Origin of the sequence: Bradyrhizobium sp. (assembly GCF_035652035.1) — a bacterium.
Taxonomy (GTDB): Bacteria; Pseudomonadota; Alphaproteobacteria; order Rhizobiales; family Xanthobacteraceae; genus Bradyrhizobium.
On sequence record NZ_DASREO010000038.1, the window covers coordinates 1 to 14690 of the forward strand.

Sequence of the window (14690 nt, forward strand, 5' to 3'; positions counted from 1 at the left end):
ATACGCACTCGATGACGTATACGTTCGATAACTACACCAACACCGGCGTCCAGGTCACGACAGCGCTGAACAAGAACTGGATACTGCAGACGGGCATCGTGGCCGGCACCGAAGCGATGCCATGGCACGTCGGCGCCACGCTTCCAAATCCGTTCCCGAATCCGCTGTATCCGAATCCAACCTACCTGAAGGATCCGGGCGCGAAGCCAAGCTACACACTCGGCATTCGCTGGACCAGCGACGACGGGCGCGACAACGTCAACGTGGTCGCGGACGGCATCAACAACGGTGTCTGGGGTTACAACAACCTGCAATGGTACGGGTTGACCTACTATCACAAGTTCAATGACCAGTGGCACATCTCGTTCGAGGTTTATAATGGCCATCAGAGCGGCGTGCTGAACCTCAACAACCCCACCGCCCTGAACATTCTCCTTCAAGGCGGGACGCCGTTCTCACCCCAGAACATCCCCTTCAATGCGCCAGGCGCGGCGCTCTGCAAGAGCGCGGCTGGGCTTACCTGCAACGCCGACTGGGACGCCACCACGTTCTACCTGAACTACAAGGCGACGCCGCTCGACAACATCTCCTGGCGGGGTGAGTTTTTCGACGACCTGGAGGGTCAACGAACCGGCACCAGGACGCGATACGTCGAGACCGGCATCGGCTGGCAGCACTGGTTCTCGCCGCAGATCGAGATCAGACCGGAGTTCACCTACTACAGGTCGCTCGATGCGTTCGCCTTCAACGGCAACGCCAACATGGGCATCCCGGCCACTCGCAACTACGCCCTCATTGGTTCAGCCGACATCATTATTCACTTCTGAGGTGACGCAATGTGACGGAAGGCCGTCACACCCTTCACCGGAAAAACAATTCGACAGGGGCTAACAAATGAAACGAATTCTTCTTACCGCAGTCTCTCTGGGGGCCTTGAGTCTGCTGTCACCGGCGTTCGGCGCGGACCTGCCTTACGCCAAAGCGCCGTCGGCCCCGGCAGCCGTCTATGACTGGACCGGCGTCTATATCGGCGGCTTCGGTGGTGGCGGCTTTGGCAACCACAATTACAACAACGCCAACGGTCCCGCCGGCTTTGCCAACTTCACCGTCAACTACGATTCGACCGGCGGCATCGGCGGCGGCGAGGTCGGCTACAACTGGCAGAGCGGCAACTATCTGGTCGGTGTCGAGGCCGACGGCTTCTGGTCCGGCATCAAGGGCAACGACTCCAGCCAGGCGCTGGGCGTTGTCGATCAAACCGACCTTCGCTGGGGCGGCACACTGCGTGCGCGCGGCGGCATCGCCGTCGACCGCTTGCTGCTGTTCTTCACCGGTGGCTGGGCGTTTGGCGATCTCGTCCATACCAGCACCGCACCGGGATTTCCGGTCGATCAATTCACCAACCACCGGAGCGGGCTCGCAGCCGGCGGTGGCATCGCCTACGCGATCACCAACAACGTCATCGGCAAGCTGGAATACCGCTACTACGATTTCGGCACCTACAGCCGGGCTGGCAATACGCTGACGCCGAACGGACAACTGCCATACAACGTGGCCAACACCTACTCCGTGGTCACGCTCGGCATCGACTTCAAGTTCGGCGGTCCGGTGGTCGCCAAGTACTGACCTAGTGGTCCGATTCCAACATTTGCATCCCGGTCTGGCTGGCACCTTTGCAAATGTTGGAATCAAAGGACCACTAGCAAATATGGATTTCTACTGGAGTTTTGGATTTGACATTCGCTTTGCGCATTCCGGGCGACAGGGTAGCGAATGTCAAATCCACTCCACTAGCGCGCAGCGATGGATGAGATGATATTGGGGGCTAACATGTACAGAAACGTGAAGACGGCGCTGACGGGCTTGTTGATGGGGCTTTCTGCCACGGGCATTGCGTCAGCCGCAGACATGCCGCTCAAGGCGGCGCCGCCCGCCGCACCGGCCTACAACTGGACGGGCTGTTACATCGGCGGAAATGTCGGAGGGGGCTGGACCAGGGTCGACACATCGAGGTTCTCGCAAGACACAACCGGAGTCTCGTTTGCGGACTATGGCCGCGAGGACGACAAGGGCTTCCTCGGTGGCGGCCAGGCCGGCTGTGACTTCCAGACCACGAACCTGGTGTTCGGCATTCAAGGCACGTTCGATTTCGGCAACATCAACGGCTCGCACGCGCTCCCCGCTTTTCCGAACATGTCGGAGACGAACAGTCTCAAGGCCGCTTACACCGCGACCGGTCGTATCGGTTACCTCTGGACGCCGTCTTTCCTGACTTACGGAAAAGCTGGCATGTCATGGATGCAGAACAGGAACCAGGTGTTTCAACCGAACGGGGCCCTGGCTGAATCCGCAAGCTATACCTTGCCGGGAATGGTGGCGGGTGCCGGCGCCGAGTGGATGCTCTCGCGCAACTGGTCGATATTTGTCGACTACAGCTACATGTGGATCGAGGATATGTCCGGGCAGCATTTCAACGCTGCCGCAGGTTTCCCGTCCGGTGAAGTTCTCAACGTCAAGCAGACCGCGCAAACGGTGCTCGTCGGCGTCAACTACAAATTCCACCGGGATGGTCCGGTAATCGCGAAGTACTGAGTTGCAGAGGGAAGCGAAGATGGTGGCTTCTCTCTGGCTTCGACGATTTGTGAGCGTCATTGCCGCTGCAACTCTCTGGGCTGTAGCGGTGGGATATGCGAGCGGTGCGCAAAAGGCGTTGCTCAAGAAGGGCCTTCAACGGCAGAGGGACCTTCCCCAGATGCGCTACCATGGCGGACCAAAATCTCCGATGTGGCGGGGCTGACGGCCTTCGCTGTTCGCGCCTTGCTTTCCCGCCGTCATTGTGTAGAACCACTTTTGGGTGCTCGCTGCGCGATGCAGCGACAGGTCGAGCGATGGTCGGGCCGCCACGCTGGTAAACCTGCGACGCTCGCCGATGACCAGAAAGGCCCCGACCCCAGTCGATATCAAACCGCGCACTGACGGGGGCGACTGGACCCTCACAATCGTTCTGGAGCGACGGCGTGCGCCGACTGGATGGGTCGCTCGCGACGAGGTTTGGCCACTGGTAACTCAGATTTTTGGCGAAACCCTCGACCGTCTTCCATCAAACGCAAGGGTCTTTCTGGACTGTCGTTTCCCCGACAGTACGACTTTCCGGCAAAAGAGATGAATACGATCCAGCAGCACCGGACAGCTTCGAGATGACGCCCGCCGTGACAACGGCCTTCATGCGGGCGCAAATGCCAGCCGGGGCGCGAAAGGTAAGAGCAAGATGGACGTCATCAGAATTCTCATGTTTTTGATCGTCGCGACTTCGCTGGAAACGACCGGCGATGCGATTGTGCGGATTGGCATCGGCCAGACCGCTTGGCCGCAGCGCATGATCTTGTTCATCGCCGGTGCCGTGCTGTTGTTTGGTTATGGCCTGTCGGTCAATCTCGCGCCGATCGAATTCAGTCGCGTGGTCGGGCTCTATATTGCGACGCTGTTCGTCGCCTGGCAGGTCGTGAACCTGATCGTGTTTCGCGCACCGCCGGCCATGCCGGTCTGGTTCGGCGGCGCGTTGATCGTCGTCGGCGGATTGATCGTCACGCTATGGGATTGAGCGATTGAAGACGCAGCAGCGCTGTCAGAAAAACAAGCCTAAGGAAGATTACCAGACGACGTAGGCGCAGAGCGCGGCCAACGGCAACAGGGCAAGGCCCATATACATCCAGGTGCGGTAGGCGCCGCCATCCTTCGGCAGTTTGAACACGTTGACGATGAACCAGGCGCAAACCGCAACGCCCATCAGCACGCGAATGAGATCGCCGGGCGTCTCGTAGATCGTGGAAAGACGCTCCATCTGCGGGCTTGCGACCCGCGCCGTGAGAACGATGAGGACGAGCAGGAAAATCGTGCGGACGACAACGCCTCCAACCCAGACGTGAGACGGCGGCTTGGTTGTCTCCTCTGTCTTACGCCTTTGATTGACCGGCAAATCCGCGTTGGTGCTCATCGCACAATCCCGAAGCATTCCGCCTAAAACGATATCTCCTGTCGCGTCGCGGCGACAAGCAGCTATTTTTCTTATATAAAGAAAAGAAAGGACAATAATGCTTACGCATTTGTGACCTTTGCTCGGTAGCGCCCTTTCGGGCTTTGACGGCACCTTGTCTGGACGTTTCAACGGCCTTCAGGCCCGCCAGATTGGGGTGTCCTGATCATAAAAATTGGAGTTCAATGGGATGGGCGCAAGGGAGGATTAGACGAATGGCGGGCAGGTTGAATCCGGTTGCAATGGCATTGGCTGCGACGGCGGCGCTGCTGCTCCTGTCTTCCGCGGCCGATGCCCAGTTGAGCAAGAGGAGCCACGCGGCGCCAACCGGCGAGACCAAGCCGAGGGTGGATGAGAAGGCCTACAATGCCGCGCTTGATCGAATCCCGACGCCAAAGAAGCCTTACGATCCCTGGGGCCAGGTTCACGACGATCAGACCGCAAAACCCGCCGGCAAATCGAACTAGCGCCTACGTGCTGCAAGAACAGCAACGCTCATCCTGAGCAGCGCGCTTGCGCGCGACGAAGTCTCTAGGCCAGCATCAGCCGTCACCTGCCTCAACTGGAAGGTGCCCTGTCTTTCGGCGGCACCTTGTCATGCTGATCTTTTATGCATTTGCCGTTTATTTGTTGCGCCCGGAGAAGGTCGGGATCATCCTCTTCGAAAGAGACAACAAGACGTAGCCAATGCGTCGAGCACAATCATCGGGCGGCAAACGCTCAAGGCTCCGTTGTCCCTCGGATTATCTGGAGGAAACGATGATTACACGTCTGACCGCGATCACCCTCACCATTCTGTTTGCAGCCGTATCGTTGACCGGCCCCGCCGAAGCCGGCGCATCGGCGAGTGCACCCTCGAAAAATTCAAAGTCGAGCCAGCTCGCTCAGCAGCAGAACGGCAAGAACCAGTTCGGCATTACCGAATATTCGTCGTCGTCAAAGCGAACCCATTCTGCTCGCTGCTCGACGACGTCGTCTTACTGCTAGTTGCGGCTGACCGGTCGATCCCCGGATTCGGCGCGCTGCGGCGGATTGATGTCCTGCACCCAGGTGCGGGCGCTCGACAGAATCTCCGGCAAGACCGCGTCGACCTCGTCCCTGGTCATGCCGGCCTTGATGCGCGGGTCGTAGAGAATGTTGAGAAGATACTGGTCGTAGACGTCGAAGAATCCCATCTGGACGTCGTCATTGAACATCGTCCATGGTACTGAGGCGTCATCGTTGATGACGCCGAGCGCCTGAAGCATTTCCTCATAGGCGCAATCGTAGAAAGTGAAATCGCCGGCATCGATCGGCAGAATCACTTCCGCGCGGCGAATGTGAAAGCGCTCATCCTTGCCGATGCCTGACAGGCACTCTGGATTGAGGGCCTTCTGGATCTTCTTGGCCTTGTCGTTGCCGTAGAGCGCGCGAATGGTCGCCTTCACCTTGCGCTCGGACACGAGGCGAACGACGAAATTCGCATCGCGGCGATCATTCGTGACCGCGATGTCGAGATGGTTGATGCGGGCACGGATGTCGGCCACCACCTTCGCCAGCCCGCCGCGCCGGTCCGGCCCGCTCGCCGATTCGACGAAGATCCTCACCGGCTCATTGAACTTGCGGACGCGCCCCGCAGGCTTGCCGAGCTGCAGTTCGGCGCCGAAGGCGATCTTGAAAAAGCCTTCCCTGATTTCGTCGTTGGTGAAGTCGGTCCGTTCGGCGGCGCGGCGGCTTGCGATCTGCGGATCTTCCCCATGCGCGGGAATGCTGCCGAGCGCGGCGAACGCCGCCATGGCAAGCGCAAAGACCAGCAAAAAACGCAGCGCCTCCATCACGGCGGGCCGTGCGGGAGAGGGGAGAACGCGGGCGATATTGATTTTCATGTCGGTTCGCGGTTACTTAGATAGGGAAATAATAGCTTTTCGATCAGTGGCTTGGATGCTTTTCACAAGCAAAATCCATACCGTCTGCAGGAGCGCTTATGCGCGTCCCATCAGCATAGTGATGCCGCCATAGGATATCGGGATGGAGCGAAAAACTTCGTTATAGGGATGTTGTGGGATGCGCCGGCCGGCCCAGCGTGGCGCCGGTCTTTATGAGATTTTTATAAGGTCGCTGGTCCCGCCGCCTCGAAAACCTATGCCGCAAGTGGCACTTCAGGACCGGATTCGGGACGCAATCCCATGCGACGCGCGCCCAACGGTACGCGTCGCGCTCGACGCGCGCGATCCGGAGAATTTCCATGCTTGACCTGATGATGTTGGCCCTTGGGCTAGCCTTCTTCGCCGCGGCCGTCGGCTACACCTACGCGTGCGAGCGGCTGTGAGGCCGCGCGGCGTTTCAAGAGGAACACGGCCATGATGTTCGACTATGCGCTCGCCGGCCTCGTCTCCGCGGGCCTGTTGTTCTACCTGACCTACGCGCTGCTGCGGCCGGAACGCTTCTGATCACGGCGCGCCTGGTCGCCGCGCGACTGCGGCGCGCGTTTCATTTAACTCCTGAACTTAATCCAAGGGCGTATCCGCCATGACTGCCATCGGATGGATCCAGATTTTCCTGTTCTGCGCCATTGTCGTTGCGATGACCAAGCCGCTCGGCTGGTACATGACGCGCGTGTTCAATGGCGAGCGCACCTTTCTGTCGCCGGTGGTACGGCCGATCGAGGCGGCGATCTACCGGGTCAGTGGCGTCGATGAAAGGCGCGAGCAGCATTGGGTCACCTATACGATCGCCATGCTGTTTTTCCACGTCGGCGGATTTCTCATCCTTTATGCCGTGATGCGATTGCAGGCCGTGCTGCCGTTCAACCCGGCGGAGCAACCGGCAGTCGGTGAAGATCTCTCCTTCAACACCGCGATCAGCTTCATCACCAACACCAACTGGCAGAACTACGGCGGCGAAAGCACGATGTCCTATCTCGTGCAGATGCTGGGCCTGACGCATCAGAATTTCCTGTCGGCTGCCACCGGTATCGCGCTTGCGGTCGCGCTCATCCGCGGCTTCTCCCGCGCCTCGGTGCGCACCGTCGGCAATTTCTGGGTCGATGTGACCCGCACGACGCTCTACGTATTGCTGCCGATCTCAATCGTCTACGCCCTGTTTCTGGTGTGGCAGGGCATCCCGCAGACCCTCGGCCCCTATGTCGAAGCCACCACGCTCGAAGGGGCCAAGCAAACCATCGCTGTTGGCCCGGTGGCCTCGCAAGTCGCGATCAAAATGTTAGGGACCAATGGTGGCGGCTTCTTCAACGCCAATGCTTCCCATCCGTTCGAGAATCCGACGGCGCTGTCCAATTTCGTGCAGATGCTGTCGATCTTTGTCATCGGCGCGGCCCTGACCAACGTGTTCGGCCGCATGGTCGGCAATCAGCGGCAGGGCTGGGCGATCCTCGCCGTGATGGGTGTGCTGTTCCTGGCAGGCGTCACGGTCACCTACTGGTCGGAAGCCAATGGCACCGCGATGCTCGATGCGCTCGGGCTAACCGGCGGCAACATGGAAGGCAAGGAAGTCCGTTTCGGCATCGTCGCCTCGAGCCTGTTTGCGGTCATCACCACGGCCGCATCCTGCGGCGCCGTCAATGCGATGCATGACAGCTTCACGGCATTGGGCGGCATGATTCCGCTGATCAACATGCAGCTTGGCGAAATCATCGTCGGCGGCGTCGGCGCCGGTCTCTATGGCATGCTGCTGTTCGTCGTGCTGGCGATTTTCGTCGCGGGGCTCATGGTCGGCCGCACGCCGGAATATGTCGGCAAGAAGATCGAGGCGCGCGAGGTGAAGATGGCCATGCTCGCCATTCTCGTTCTGCCTCTGATGTATCTCGGCTGGACCGCGGTTGCGGTGGTGCTTCCGTCGACGGTTGCGGCGATGAATAACGCCGGGCCTCATGGCTTCACGGAGGTGCTCTACGCCTTCACCTCGGCAACCGGCAATAACGGCTCGGCGTTTGCCGGCCTCTCCGGCAACAGCTTCTTCTATAACCTCACGCTCGCCAGCGCGATGTTCGTCGGACGCTTCTTCATGATCGTGCCGGCGATGGCGATGGCAGGCTCGCTCGCCAGCAAAAAATCCATCCCGGCCTCAAGCGGCACATTCCCGACCACGGGCGGTCTGTTCGTCGGCCTTGTCGTTGGCGTCATTCTCATCATCGGCGGCCTCACTTTCTTCCCGGCGCTTGCGCTCGGGCCCATCGTCGAGCATCTGGCCGGTAACGCCAACGCGCTGTTCTGACCGGTCATCAGGAGTAGCTTCAATGGAAGTCGTCCAGAAAACGAAAAGGCAAACGCCGGCCGCCACGATGCTGGATCCGAAGATCGTGATGCCCGCGATCGGCTCGGCCTTCGTCAAGCTCGACCCGCGGCAGATGGCCAAGAATCCCGTGATGTTCGTGGTCGAAGTCGTCGCCGTGCTCACCACCGTGATCTTCCTGCGCGATCTCTTGACCGGCGCTGCCGGCCTCGGCTTCGCATTCCAGATCATTTTGTGGCTCTGGTTCACCGTGCTGTTCGCCAATTTCGCCGAAGCGGTGGCCGAAGGCCGCGGCAAGGCGCAGGCCGAATCGCTGCGCAAGACCCGCACCGAAAGCCAGGCCAAGCTTCTGAGCAGCGAGGGCAGGGACTATCGGCTGGTGCCGGGCACGAGTCTCAAAGTTGGCGACATCGTGCTGGTCGAGGCCGGCGACAACATTCCCTCCGATGGCGAGGTGGTCGAGGGCATCGCGTCCGTCAACGAAGCCGCGATCACCGGCGAATCCGCCCCCGTGATCCGGGAATCCGGCGGCGACCGTTCGGCCGTGACTGGCGGCACGCAGGTGCTTTCGGACTGGATCCGCGTTCGCATCACCGCCGCGCAGGGCTCGACCTTCATCGACCGTATGATCCGCTTGGTCGAGGGCGCGGAGCGGCAGAAGACGCCGAACGAGATCGCGCTCAATATCCTGCTCGCGGGCCTCACCATCATCTTCGTGTTCGCGACCGTCACCATTCCGAGCTACGCCGCTTACGCAGGCGGCCAGATTTCGGTGATCATCCTGGTGGCGCTGTTCGTGACGCTGATTCCGACCACGATCGGCGCGCTGTTGTCGGCGATCGGCATCGCCGGCATGGATCGCCTGGTGCGCTTCAACGTGCTGGCGATGTCCGGCCGCGCAGTCGAAGCGGCCGGCGACGTCGACACGCTGCTGCTCGACAAGACCGGCACCATCACGCTCGGCAACCGCCAGGCGACGGCGTTTCGTCCCGTTCGCGGTGTCAGCGAACAGGATCTGGCGGATGCAGCGCAGCTCGCTTCGCTGGCCGACGAGACCCCGGAGGGCCGCTCGATCGTGGTGCTCGCCAAGGAAAAATACGGCATCCGCGGCCGCGACATGGGCGAGCTGTCGGCGACCTTCGTGCCGTTCACGGCGCAAACCCGCATGAGCGGCATCGACGCCGGCGGCTCCTCGGTGCGCAAGGGCGCGGTCGACGCCATCCTTGCTTATGTCGGCGGCGGCACGGCTGAAGCCATGGCCTCGGGGAATACGGTTCGCGCCTTGCATCCCGCGGTGGCCTCCGACGCCGCGCGCGAGATCAGGGCGATATCGGACGAGATCGCCAAGGCCGGCGGCACGCCGCTTGCCGTCGCCAGGGACGGCCGGCTGCTCGGCGTCGTTCATTTGAAAGATATCGTGAAGGGCGGCATCCGCGAGCGCTTCGCCGAGCTGCGCCGCATGGGCATCCGCACCGTGATGATCACGGGTGACAACCCGATGACGGCAGCCGCCATTGCGGCGGAAGCCGGCGTCGACGATTTTCTCGCGCAGGCGACGCCCGAAGACAAACTGAAGCTGATCCGCAACGAGCAGGCCAACGGCAAGCTGGTGGCGATGTGCGGCGACGGCACCAACGATGCGCCGGCGCTCGCGCAAGCCGACGTTGGCGTTGCCATGAACACCGGCACGCAGGCCGCGCGCGAGGCCGGCAACATGGTCGATCTCGATTCCAATCCGACCAAGCTGATCGAGGTGGTCGAGATCGGCAAGCAGCTTCTGATGACGCGCGGCGCGCTGACGACGTTCTCGATTGCGAACGACGTCGCCAAGTATTTCGCGATCATCCCGGCGATGTTCCTGGCGTTCTACCCGCAACTGTCGGTGCTCAACGTCATGCATCTCGCCAGCCCGCAGAGCGCGATCCTGTCGGCGATCATCTTCAACGCGCTGATCATCGTTGCGTTGATTCCGCTGGCGCTGAAGGGCGTGGCCTATCGCGCGATCGGCGCCGGCGCGCTGCTGCGGCGCAATCTGATGATCTATGGGCTCGGCGGCATCATCATTCCCTTTATCGGCATCAAGGCGATCGACCTCGTCGTCGCCGCCCTGCATCTGGCTTGAAGGAGCCAACCATGCTCAGAGAAATTCGCCCCGCAATCCTCGTCTTGTTGCTGCTGACTGCGCTTACGGGTCTCGCCTATCCACTCGCGATCACGGAAATCGCAGGCGCGATTTTTCCGAAACAGGCGCAGGGCAGCCTGATCGTGCGTGACGGCAAGGTCGTTGGTTCCGGGCTGATCGGGCAGGAATTCAAGAGCAACAAATATTTTCATGGCCGCCCCTCGGCGACGACGGCGCCGGATCCGGCTGATTCATCCAAGACGGTGCCGGCGCCCTACAATGCCGCCAATTCCGGCGGCTCGAATCTCGGTCCGACCAGCAAGGCGCTCAACGATCGCATCAAGGAAGACATCGACAAGCTGAAAGCGGAGAATCCGTCCGCGAGCGTTCCGGTCGATCTCGTGACCACATCGGGCAGTGGTCTCGACCCTGATATTTCACCGGAAGGCGCGCTGTTCCAGGTGCCGCGCGTCGCGAAGGCGAGAAACATGCCGGAAGACAAGGTACGGCAGCTCGTGACCGAGAACACCTCCGGCCGCCTGGTTGGCATATTTGGTGAGCCGAGGGTTAACGTGCTGGCGCTTAACCTTGCGCTCGATGCCGCGCCACACTAGGCCCGGCGGAGGCCGCGGATTATATTATTCCTATGGTTCAACAGCCGCGCCGTGATTCCGAACAACGCCCTTCGCCGGAAGCCCTGCTGGAGGCGGCGCGGCGCGAAAACAGCGAGGCCGGTCGCCTGAAGATCTTCGTCGGCGCCGCTCCCGGCGTCGGCAAGACCTACGAGATGCTGCAGAGCGCCCACGCCCGGAAGAAAGCCGGCGTCGATGTCGTGGTCGGCCTTGTCGAGACCCACGGCCGGGTCGAGACCGAAGCGCTGCTGCACGGGCTTGAGGTGATCCCGCGCAAGCGCGTCGCCTACAAGGACCAGTTCATCGAGGAAATGGACCTCGATGCCCTGATCGCGCGGCGGCCGCAGCTCGCGTTGGTCGATGAACTCGCCCACACCAACGCGCCCGGTAGCCGGCATCCCAAGCGTTATCTCGATGTCGAGGAGCTGCTGTCGCGCGGTATCGACGTCTACACTGCGGTCAATATCCAGCACATCGAAAGCCTCAACGACGTGGTCGCGCAGATCACGCATGTGCGCGTGCGCGAGACCGTTCCGGATTCGGTATTCGACCGCGCCGACGGCGTCGAGCTGATCGATCTCACGCCGGACGACCTGATCCAGCGGCTGAAGGAAGGCAAGGTCTACGTTCCCAAGCAGGCCGAGCGGGCGCTGGAGCACTATTTCTCGCCGGGCAACCTGACCGCATTGCGCGAGCTGGCATTGCGCCGGACCGCCGAGCGCGTCGACGAGCAACTGCTCACCCATATGCAGGCCAATGCCATCGCCGGTCCCTGGGCCGCCGGCGAGCGCATTCTCGTCTGCATCAGCGAAGATCCCCGCTCGGCAGGGCTCGTGCGTTACACCAAAAGATTGGCGGATCGTCTGCACGCGCCGTGGACGGCGGTCAGCATCGAGACGCGGCGCAGTCTGCGGCTGAGTGACGTGGAGCGCGACCGCCTCGCGGATACGCTGCGGCTCGCCGAAGCGCTCGGTGGCGAGGCGATGACGATTCCCGCCATCGGCCGGCGCATTGCCGACGACGTCATCGGATTTGCGCAAACCAACAACGTCACGCAAATCATCATCGGAAAATCGCAGCGCTCCCTGTGGTTCGAGCTGACGCGCGGATCGGTGGTGCACGACCTCGTTCGCCGCGCCGGCAACATCAGCGTCAACGTGATCGCGGGCGAGGAACTCGCCGCGGATCCCGTTCCGAAGAAAACGGTCCGCGCCGCGGAACGCCGCGAGCCGCTCAATCCCAGACCCTATCTGATGGCGCTCCTGATCGTGGCGATCGGGCTTGCGGCGGCCGAACTGATTCAGGGGCCGTTCGGGATCGAGAATGTCGACCTGGTGTTCCTGACCGCGGTGGTCGGCGTCGCCGTGCGCTTCGGCCTGTGGCCGTCGCTGCTCGCCAGTGTCGCGGCTTCGCTCTGCTATAACTTCTTCTTCCTGCCGCCGATCTATACCTTCACGATCACCGATCCGACCAATGTCGCGGCGTTCTTCTTCTTCATGCTGATCGCCATTCTCGTCTCCAACGTTGCCGCGCGGGTGCGCACGCAGGCCGACACTGCGATTGGCCGCATCAGGACCACCGAGCAGCTCTACGCCTTCAGTCGCAAACTGGCCGGCACCGGCACGCTCGACGACGTGCTGTGGGCGAGCGCCTATCAGACCGCGCTGATGCTGAAGGTTCGCGTGGTGCTGCTGTTGCCGGAGAACGGCGTGTTGACGGTGAAAGCGGGCTATCCGCCGGAAGACCAACTCGACAAGGCGGATCTTGCCGCCGCCAACTGGGCCTGGGGCAACGATCGCGCGGCCGGCCGCGGCTCCGATACGCTACCCGGCGCCAGGCGGCTGTTCTTGCCGATGCGGACCGGCCGCGGCTTGATCGGCGTCATCGGCATCGACGACGACAAGACCGGGCCGCTGCTGACGCCGGATCAGCGCCGCCTGCTCGACGCGCTGGTCGATCAGGGAGCGCTTGCGATCGAACGCGTGTTGCTGGTGGAGGACATGGACCGCGTCAAGCGCACCGTCGAATCGGATCGCCTGCGCTCGGCGCTCTTGACGTCGATCTCGCACGATCTCAAGACGCCGCTCGCCTCCGTGCTCGGCGCGGCCTCCACCATGCGCGATCTCTCCGGCGGACTGACCGATTCCGAAAAACGCGATCTGCTGGCGACCGTGATCGACGAGTCGGAACGGCTCAATCGTTTCATCGCCAATCTTCTCGATATGACCAAGCTCGAATCCGGCGCCATCAAGCCGAATACCGCGCGGCATGATATCGGCGAGATCGTCGGCAGCGCGTTGCGCCGGGCCGGCAAGATTCTCGTCCATCACAAAGTGTCGCTCGAGCTGGAAGCCGATTTGCCGATGCTGGAGCTTGACGCGGTGCTGTTCGAGCAGGCGCTGTTCAACCTGCTCGATAATGCCGCCAAATACGCGCCGCCAGAGACCACGGTTTCGATCCGGGGTTGGCGCGAGGCGAATTTCGTCACGCTCCAGGTTCTCGACGAAGGCGAGGGCATTCCGCATTCCGAGCTGGAGAGCGTGTTCGACAAGTTTTATCGGGCGCAGAAGGGCGATCACGTCCGCCCCGGCACCGGGCTTGGCCTTGCGATTTCCCGCGGCTTTGTCGAGGCGATGGGTGGCACGATTTCTGCAAACAATCGCTCCGATCGAAGTGGCGCAGTGCTGACGATCCGTCTGCCCGTTGCGCCTTCGGCCTCAAACACACTGGATACGGCTGCATGAGCGCAACCCCGATCAAGGTCCTTGTCATCGACGACGAGCCGCCGATCCGCAAATTGCTGCGGATGGGGCTGAGCACGCAGGGCTATGAAATCCTGGAGGCGCCGAACGGCAAAACGGGACTGGAATTGCTCGAACAGGGTCCAGCTCTGATCATTCTGGATCTCGGCCTACCCGACATCCAGGGACATGACCTCTTGCGGACGATCCGCGGCCGCAACGATGGCGTTCCGATCGTGGTGTTGTCGAGCCGCGGCGACGAGGCGGGCAAGGTCCAGGCGCTCGATCTTGGCGCCGACGACTACCTCACCAAGCCGTTCGGCATGGACGAACTCCTGGCGCGCATGCGCGCCGCGCTGCGGCATCAGCTTCAGGTTCATGGCGAGCGTCCGGTGTTCCGCACCGGCGATCTCTCCGTCGATCTCGTGCGCCGCATCGTCAAGGTCGGTGAACGCGAGGTCAAGCTGTCGCCGAAGGAATACGATCTCTTGCGCGTGCTGGTGCAGCATGCCGGCAAGGTTTTGACTCACCGGTTTCTGCTGAAAGAACTCTGGGACGAAATGACGGATGCGCAATATCTGCGCGTCTATGTCCGGCAGCTCCGGCAGAAGATCGAGACCGATCCCGAGCGTCCGCAATTCGTGCTGACCGAGACCGGCATCGGCTATCGCCTGAGAGCGCCGGATTAGGTCGCGTCCCCGGATCTGCATCGCGTCGTGTCATGCCGCGCCTCGTCCGGGATACGAGACAGATTCCGTCTGCTTCGCCGCCGCTGTCTAGCCCCTGAGACAAACATATTTCGCTCACCCCGTCGGGCAAATCATCTCTACAGGCCCGCGCCATCCCGCCTCACCAGGAGGGGCGTTGGCCATCGTCACGAACGTGGAGCGCGGGATGCGGTGGACGCGGAAGCGTCGCTAGACGAGCGACGC

General features: G+C 61.7%; 14 protein-coding genes. 12 read left to right on the forward strand and 2 right to left on the reverse strand.

Features of this window, described 5'->3' with window-relative positions; genetic code table 11:
• The 4 genes from VFB05_RS12070 to VFB05_RS12085 all read left to right on the forward strand — a co-directional run.
• Positions 1–827 (forward strand): outer membrane beta-barrel protein (locus VFB05_RS12070; protein ID WP_325012536.1); only part of this gene is annotated, 827 nt, incomplete at its 5' end.
• A 67-nt stretch (positions 828–894) separates the two neighbouring features.
• Positions 895–1626: a porin family protein gene (locus tag VFB05_RS12075; protein WP_325012538.1), complete on the forward strand. Its 732-nt coding sequence runs from the start codon at positions 895–897 to the stop codon at positions 1624–1626.
• A 204-nt stretch (positions 1627–1830) separates the two neighbouring features.
• Positions 1831–2592 carry an outer membrane protein gene (locus tag VFB05_RS12080; RefSeq protein ID WP_325012540.1) on the forward strand — a complete coding sequence of 254 codons (762 nt, stop codon included), beginning with the start codon at positions 1831–1833 and terminating at the stop codon, positions 2590–2592.
• A 676-nt stretch (positions 2593–3268) separates the two neighbouring features.
• Positions 3269–3601 carry a hypothetical protein gene (locus VFB05_RS12085; protein ID WP_325012541.1) on the forward strand — a complete coding sequence of 111 codons (333 nt, stop codon included), beginning with the start codon at positions 3269–3271 and terminating at the stop codon, positions 3599–3601.
• Between the two features lie 48 nt (positions 3602–3649).
• Here the strand turns inward: VFB05_RS12085 and VFB05_RS12090 are convergent, their stop codons facing one another.
• Positions 3650–3994: a hypothetical protein gene (locus VFB05_RS12090; protein ID WP_325012543.1), complete on the reverse strand. Its 345-nt coding sequence runs from the start codon at positions 3992–3994 to the stop codon at positions 3650–3652.
• A gap of 254 nt (positions 3995–4248) precedes the next feature.
• On the opposite strand from VFB05_RS12090, the gene VFB05_RS12095 reads away from it, so the two are divergent.
• Together VFB05_RS12095 and VFB05_RS12100 are read left to right on the forward strand one after the other, a co-directional pair.
• Positions 4249–4500, forward strand: coding sequence for a hypothetical protein (locus tag VFB05_RS12095; RefSeq protein WP_325012545.1), 252 nt, complete (start codon positions 4249–4251; stop codon positions 4498–4500).
• A gap of 292 nt (positions 4501–4792) precedes the next feature.
• The gene (locus VFB05_RS12100) at positions 4793–5020 is read left to right on the forward strand and encodes a hypothetical protein (RefSeq protein ID WP_325012547.1); all 228 of its coding nucleotides are present in this window, start codon (positions 4793–4795) and stop codon (positions 5018–5020) included.
• Here VFB05_RS12100 and VFB05_RS12105 read toward each other — a convergent pair.
• Positions 5017–5847: a DUF2927 domain-containing protein gene (locus VFB05_RS12105; RefSeq protein ID WP_414643188.1), complete on the reverse strand. Its 831-nt coding sequence runs from the start codon at positions 5845–5847 to the stop codon at positions 5017–5019. The genes VFB05_RS12100 and VFB05_RS12105 overlap by 4 nt on opposite strands.
• A 525-nt stretch (positions 5848–6372) precedes the next feature.
• On the opposite strand from VFB05_RS12105, the gene VFB05_RS12110 reads away from it, so the two are divergent.
• The 6 genes from VFB05_RS12110 (at position 6373) to VFB05_RS12135 (ending at position 14447) form a co-directional block, all read left to right on the forward strand.
• Entirely contained in the window at positions 6373–6462 is a 90-nt protein-coding gene (locus tag VFB05_RS12110) for a K(+)-transporting ATPase subunit F (RefSeq protein WP_325012551.1), read from the forward strand.
• A gap of 79 nt (positions 6463–6541) precedes the next feature.
• Positions 6542–8245 carry a potassium-transporting ATPase subunit KdpA gene (gene kdpA, locus VFB05_RS12115; RefSeq protein WP_325012553.1) on the forward strand — a complete coding sequence of 568 codons (1704 nt, stop codon included), beginning with the start codon at positions 6542–6544 and terminating at the stop codon, positions 8243–8245.
• A gap of 22 nt (positions 8246–8267) precedes the next feature.
• Positions 8268–10385, forward strand: coding sequence for a potassium-transporting ATPase subunit KdpB (gene kdpB, locus VFB05_RS12120; protein WP_325012555.1), 2118 nt, complete (start codon positions 8268–8270; stop codon positions 10383–10385).
• Positions 10386–10396: 11 nt separating this feature from the next.
• A complete protein-coding gene (locus tag VFB05_RS12125; protein WP_325012557.1) occupies positions 10397–10999 on the forward strand; it encodes a K(+)-transporting ATPase subunit C in 603 nt (200 codons plus the stop codon).
• 32 nt (positions 11000–11031) lie between these two features.
• Positions 11032–13761: a sensor histidine kinase KdpD gene (locus tag VFB05_RS12130; protein WP_325012559.1), complete on the forward strand. Its 2730-nt coding sequence runs from the start codon at positions 11032–11034 to the stop codon at positions 13759–13761.
• A complete protein-coding gene (locus VFB05_RS12135) occupies positions 13758–14447 on the forward strand; it encodes a response regulator transcription factor (RefSeq protein ID WP_325012561.1) in 690 nt (229 codons plus the stop codon). Before VFB05_RS12130 ends, VFB05_RS12135 begins: the two co-directional genes overlap by 4 nt.
• Positions 14448–14690 lie beyond the last annotated feature (243 nt).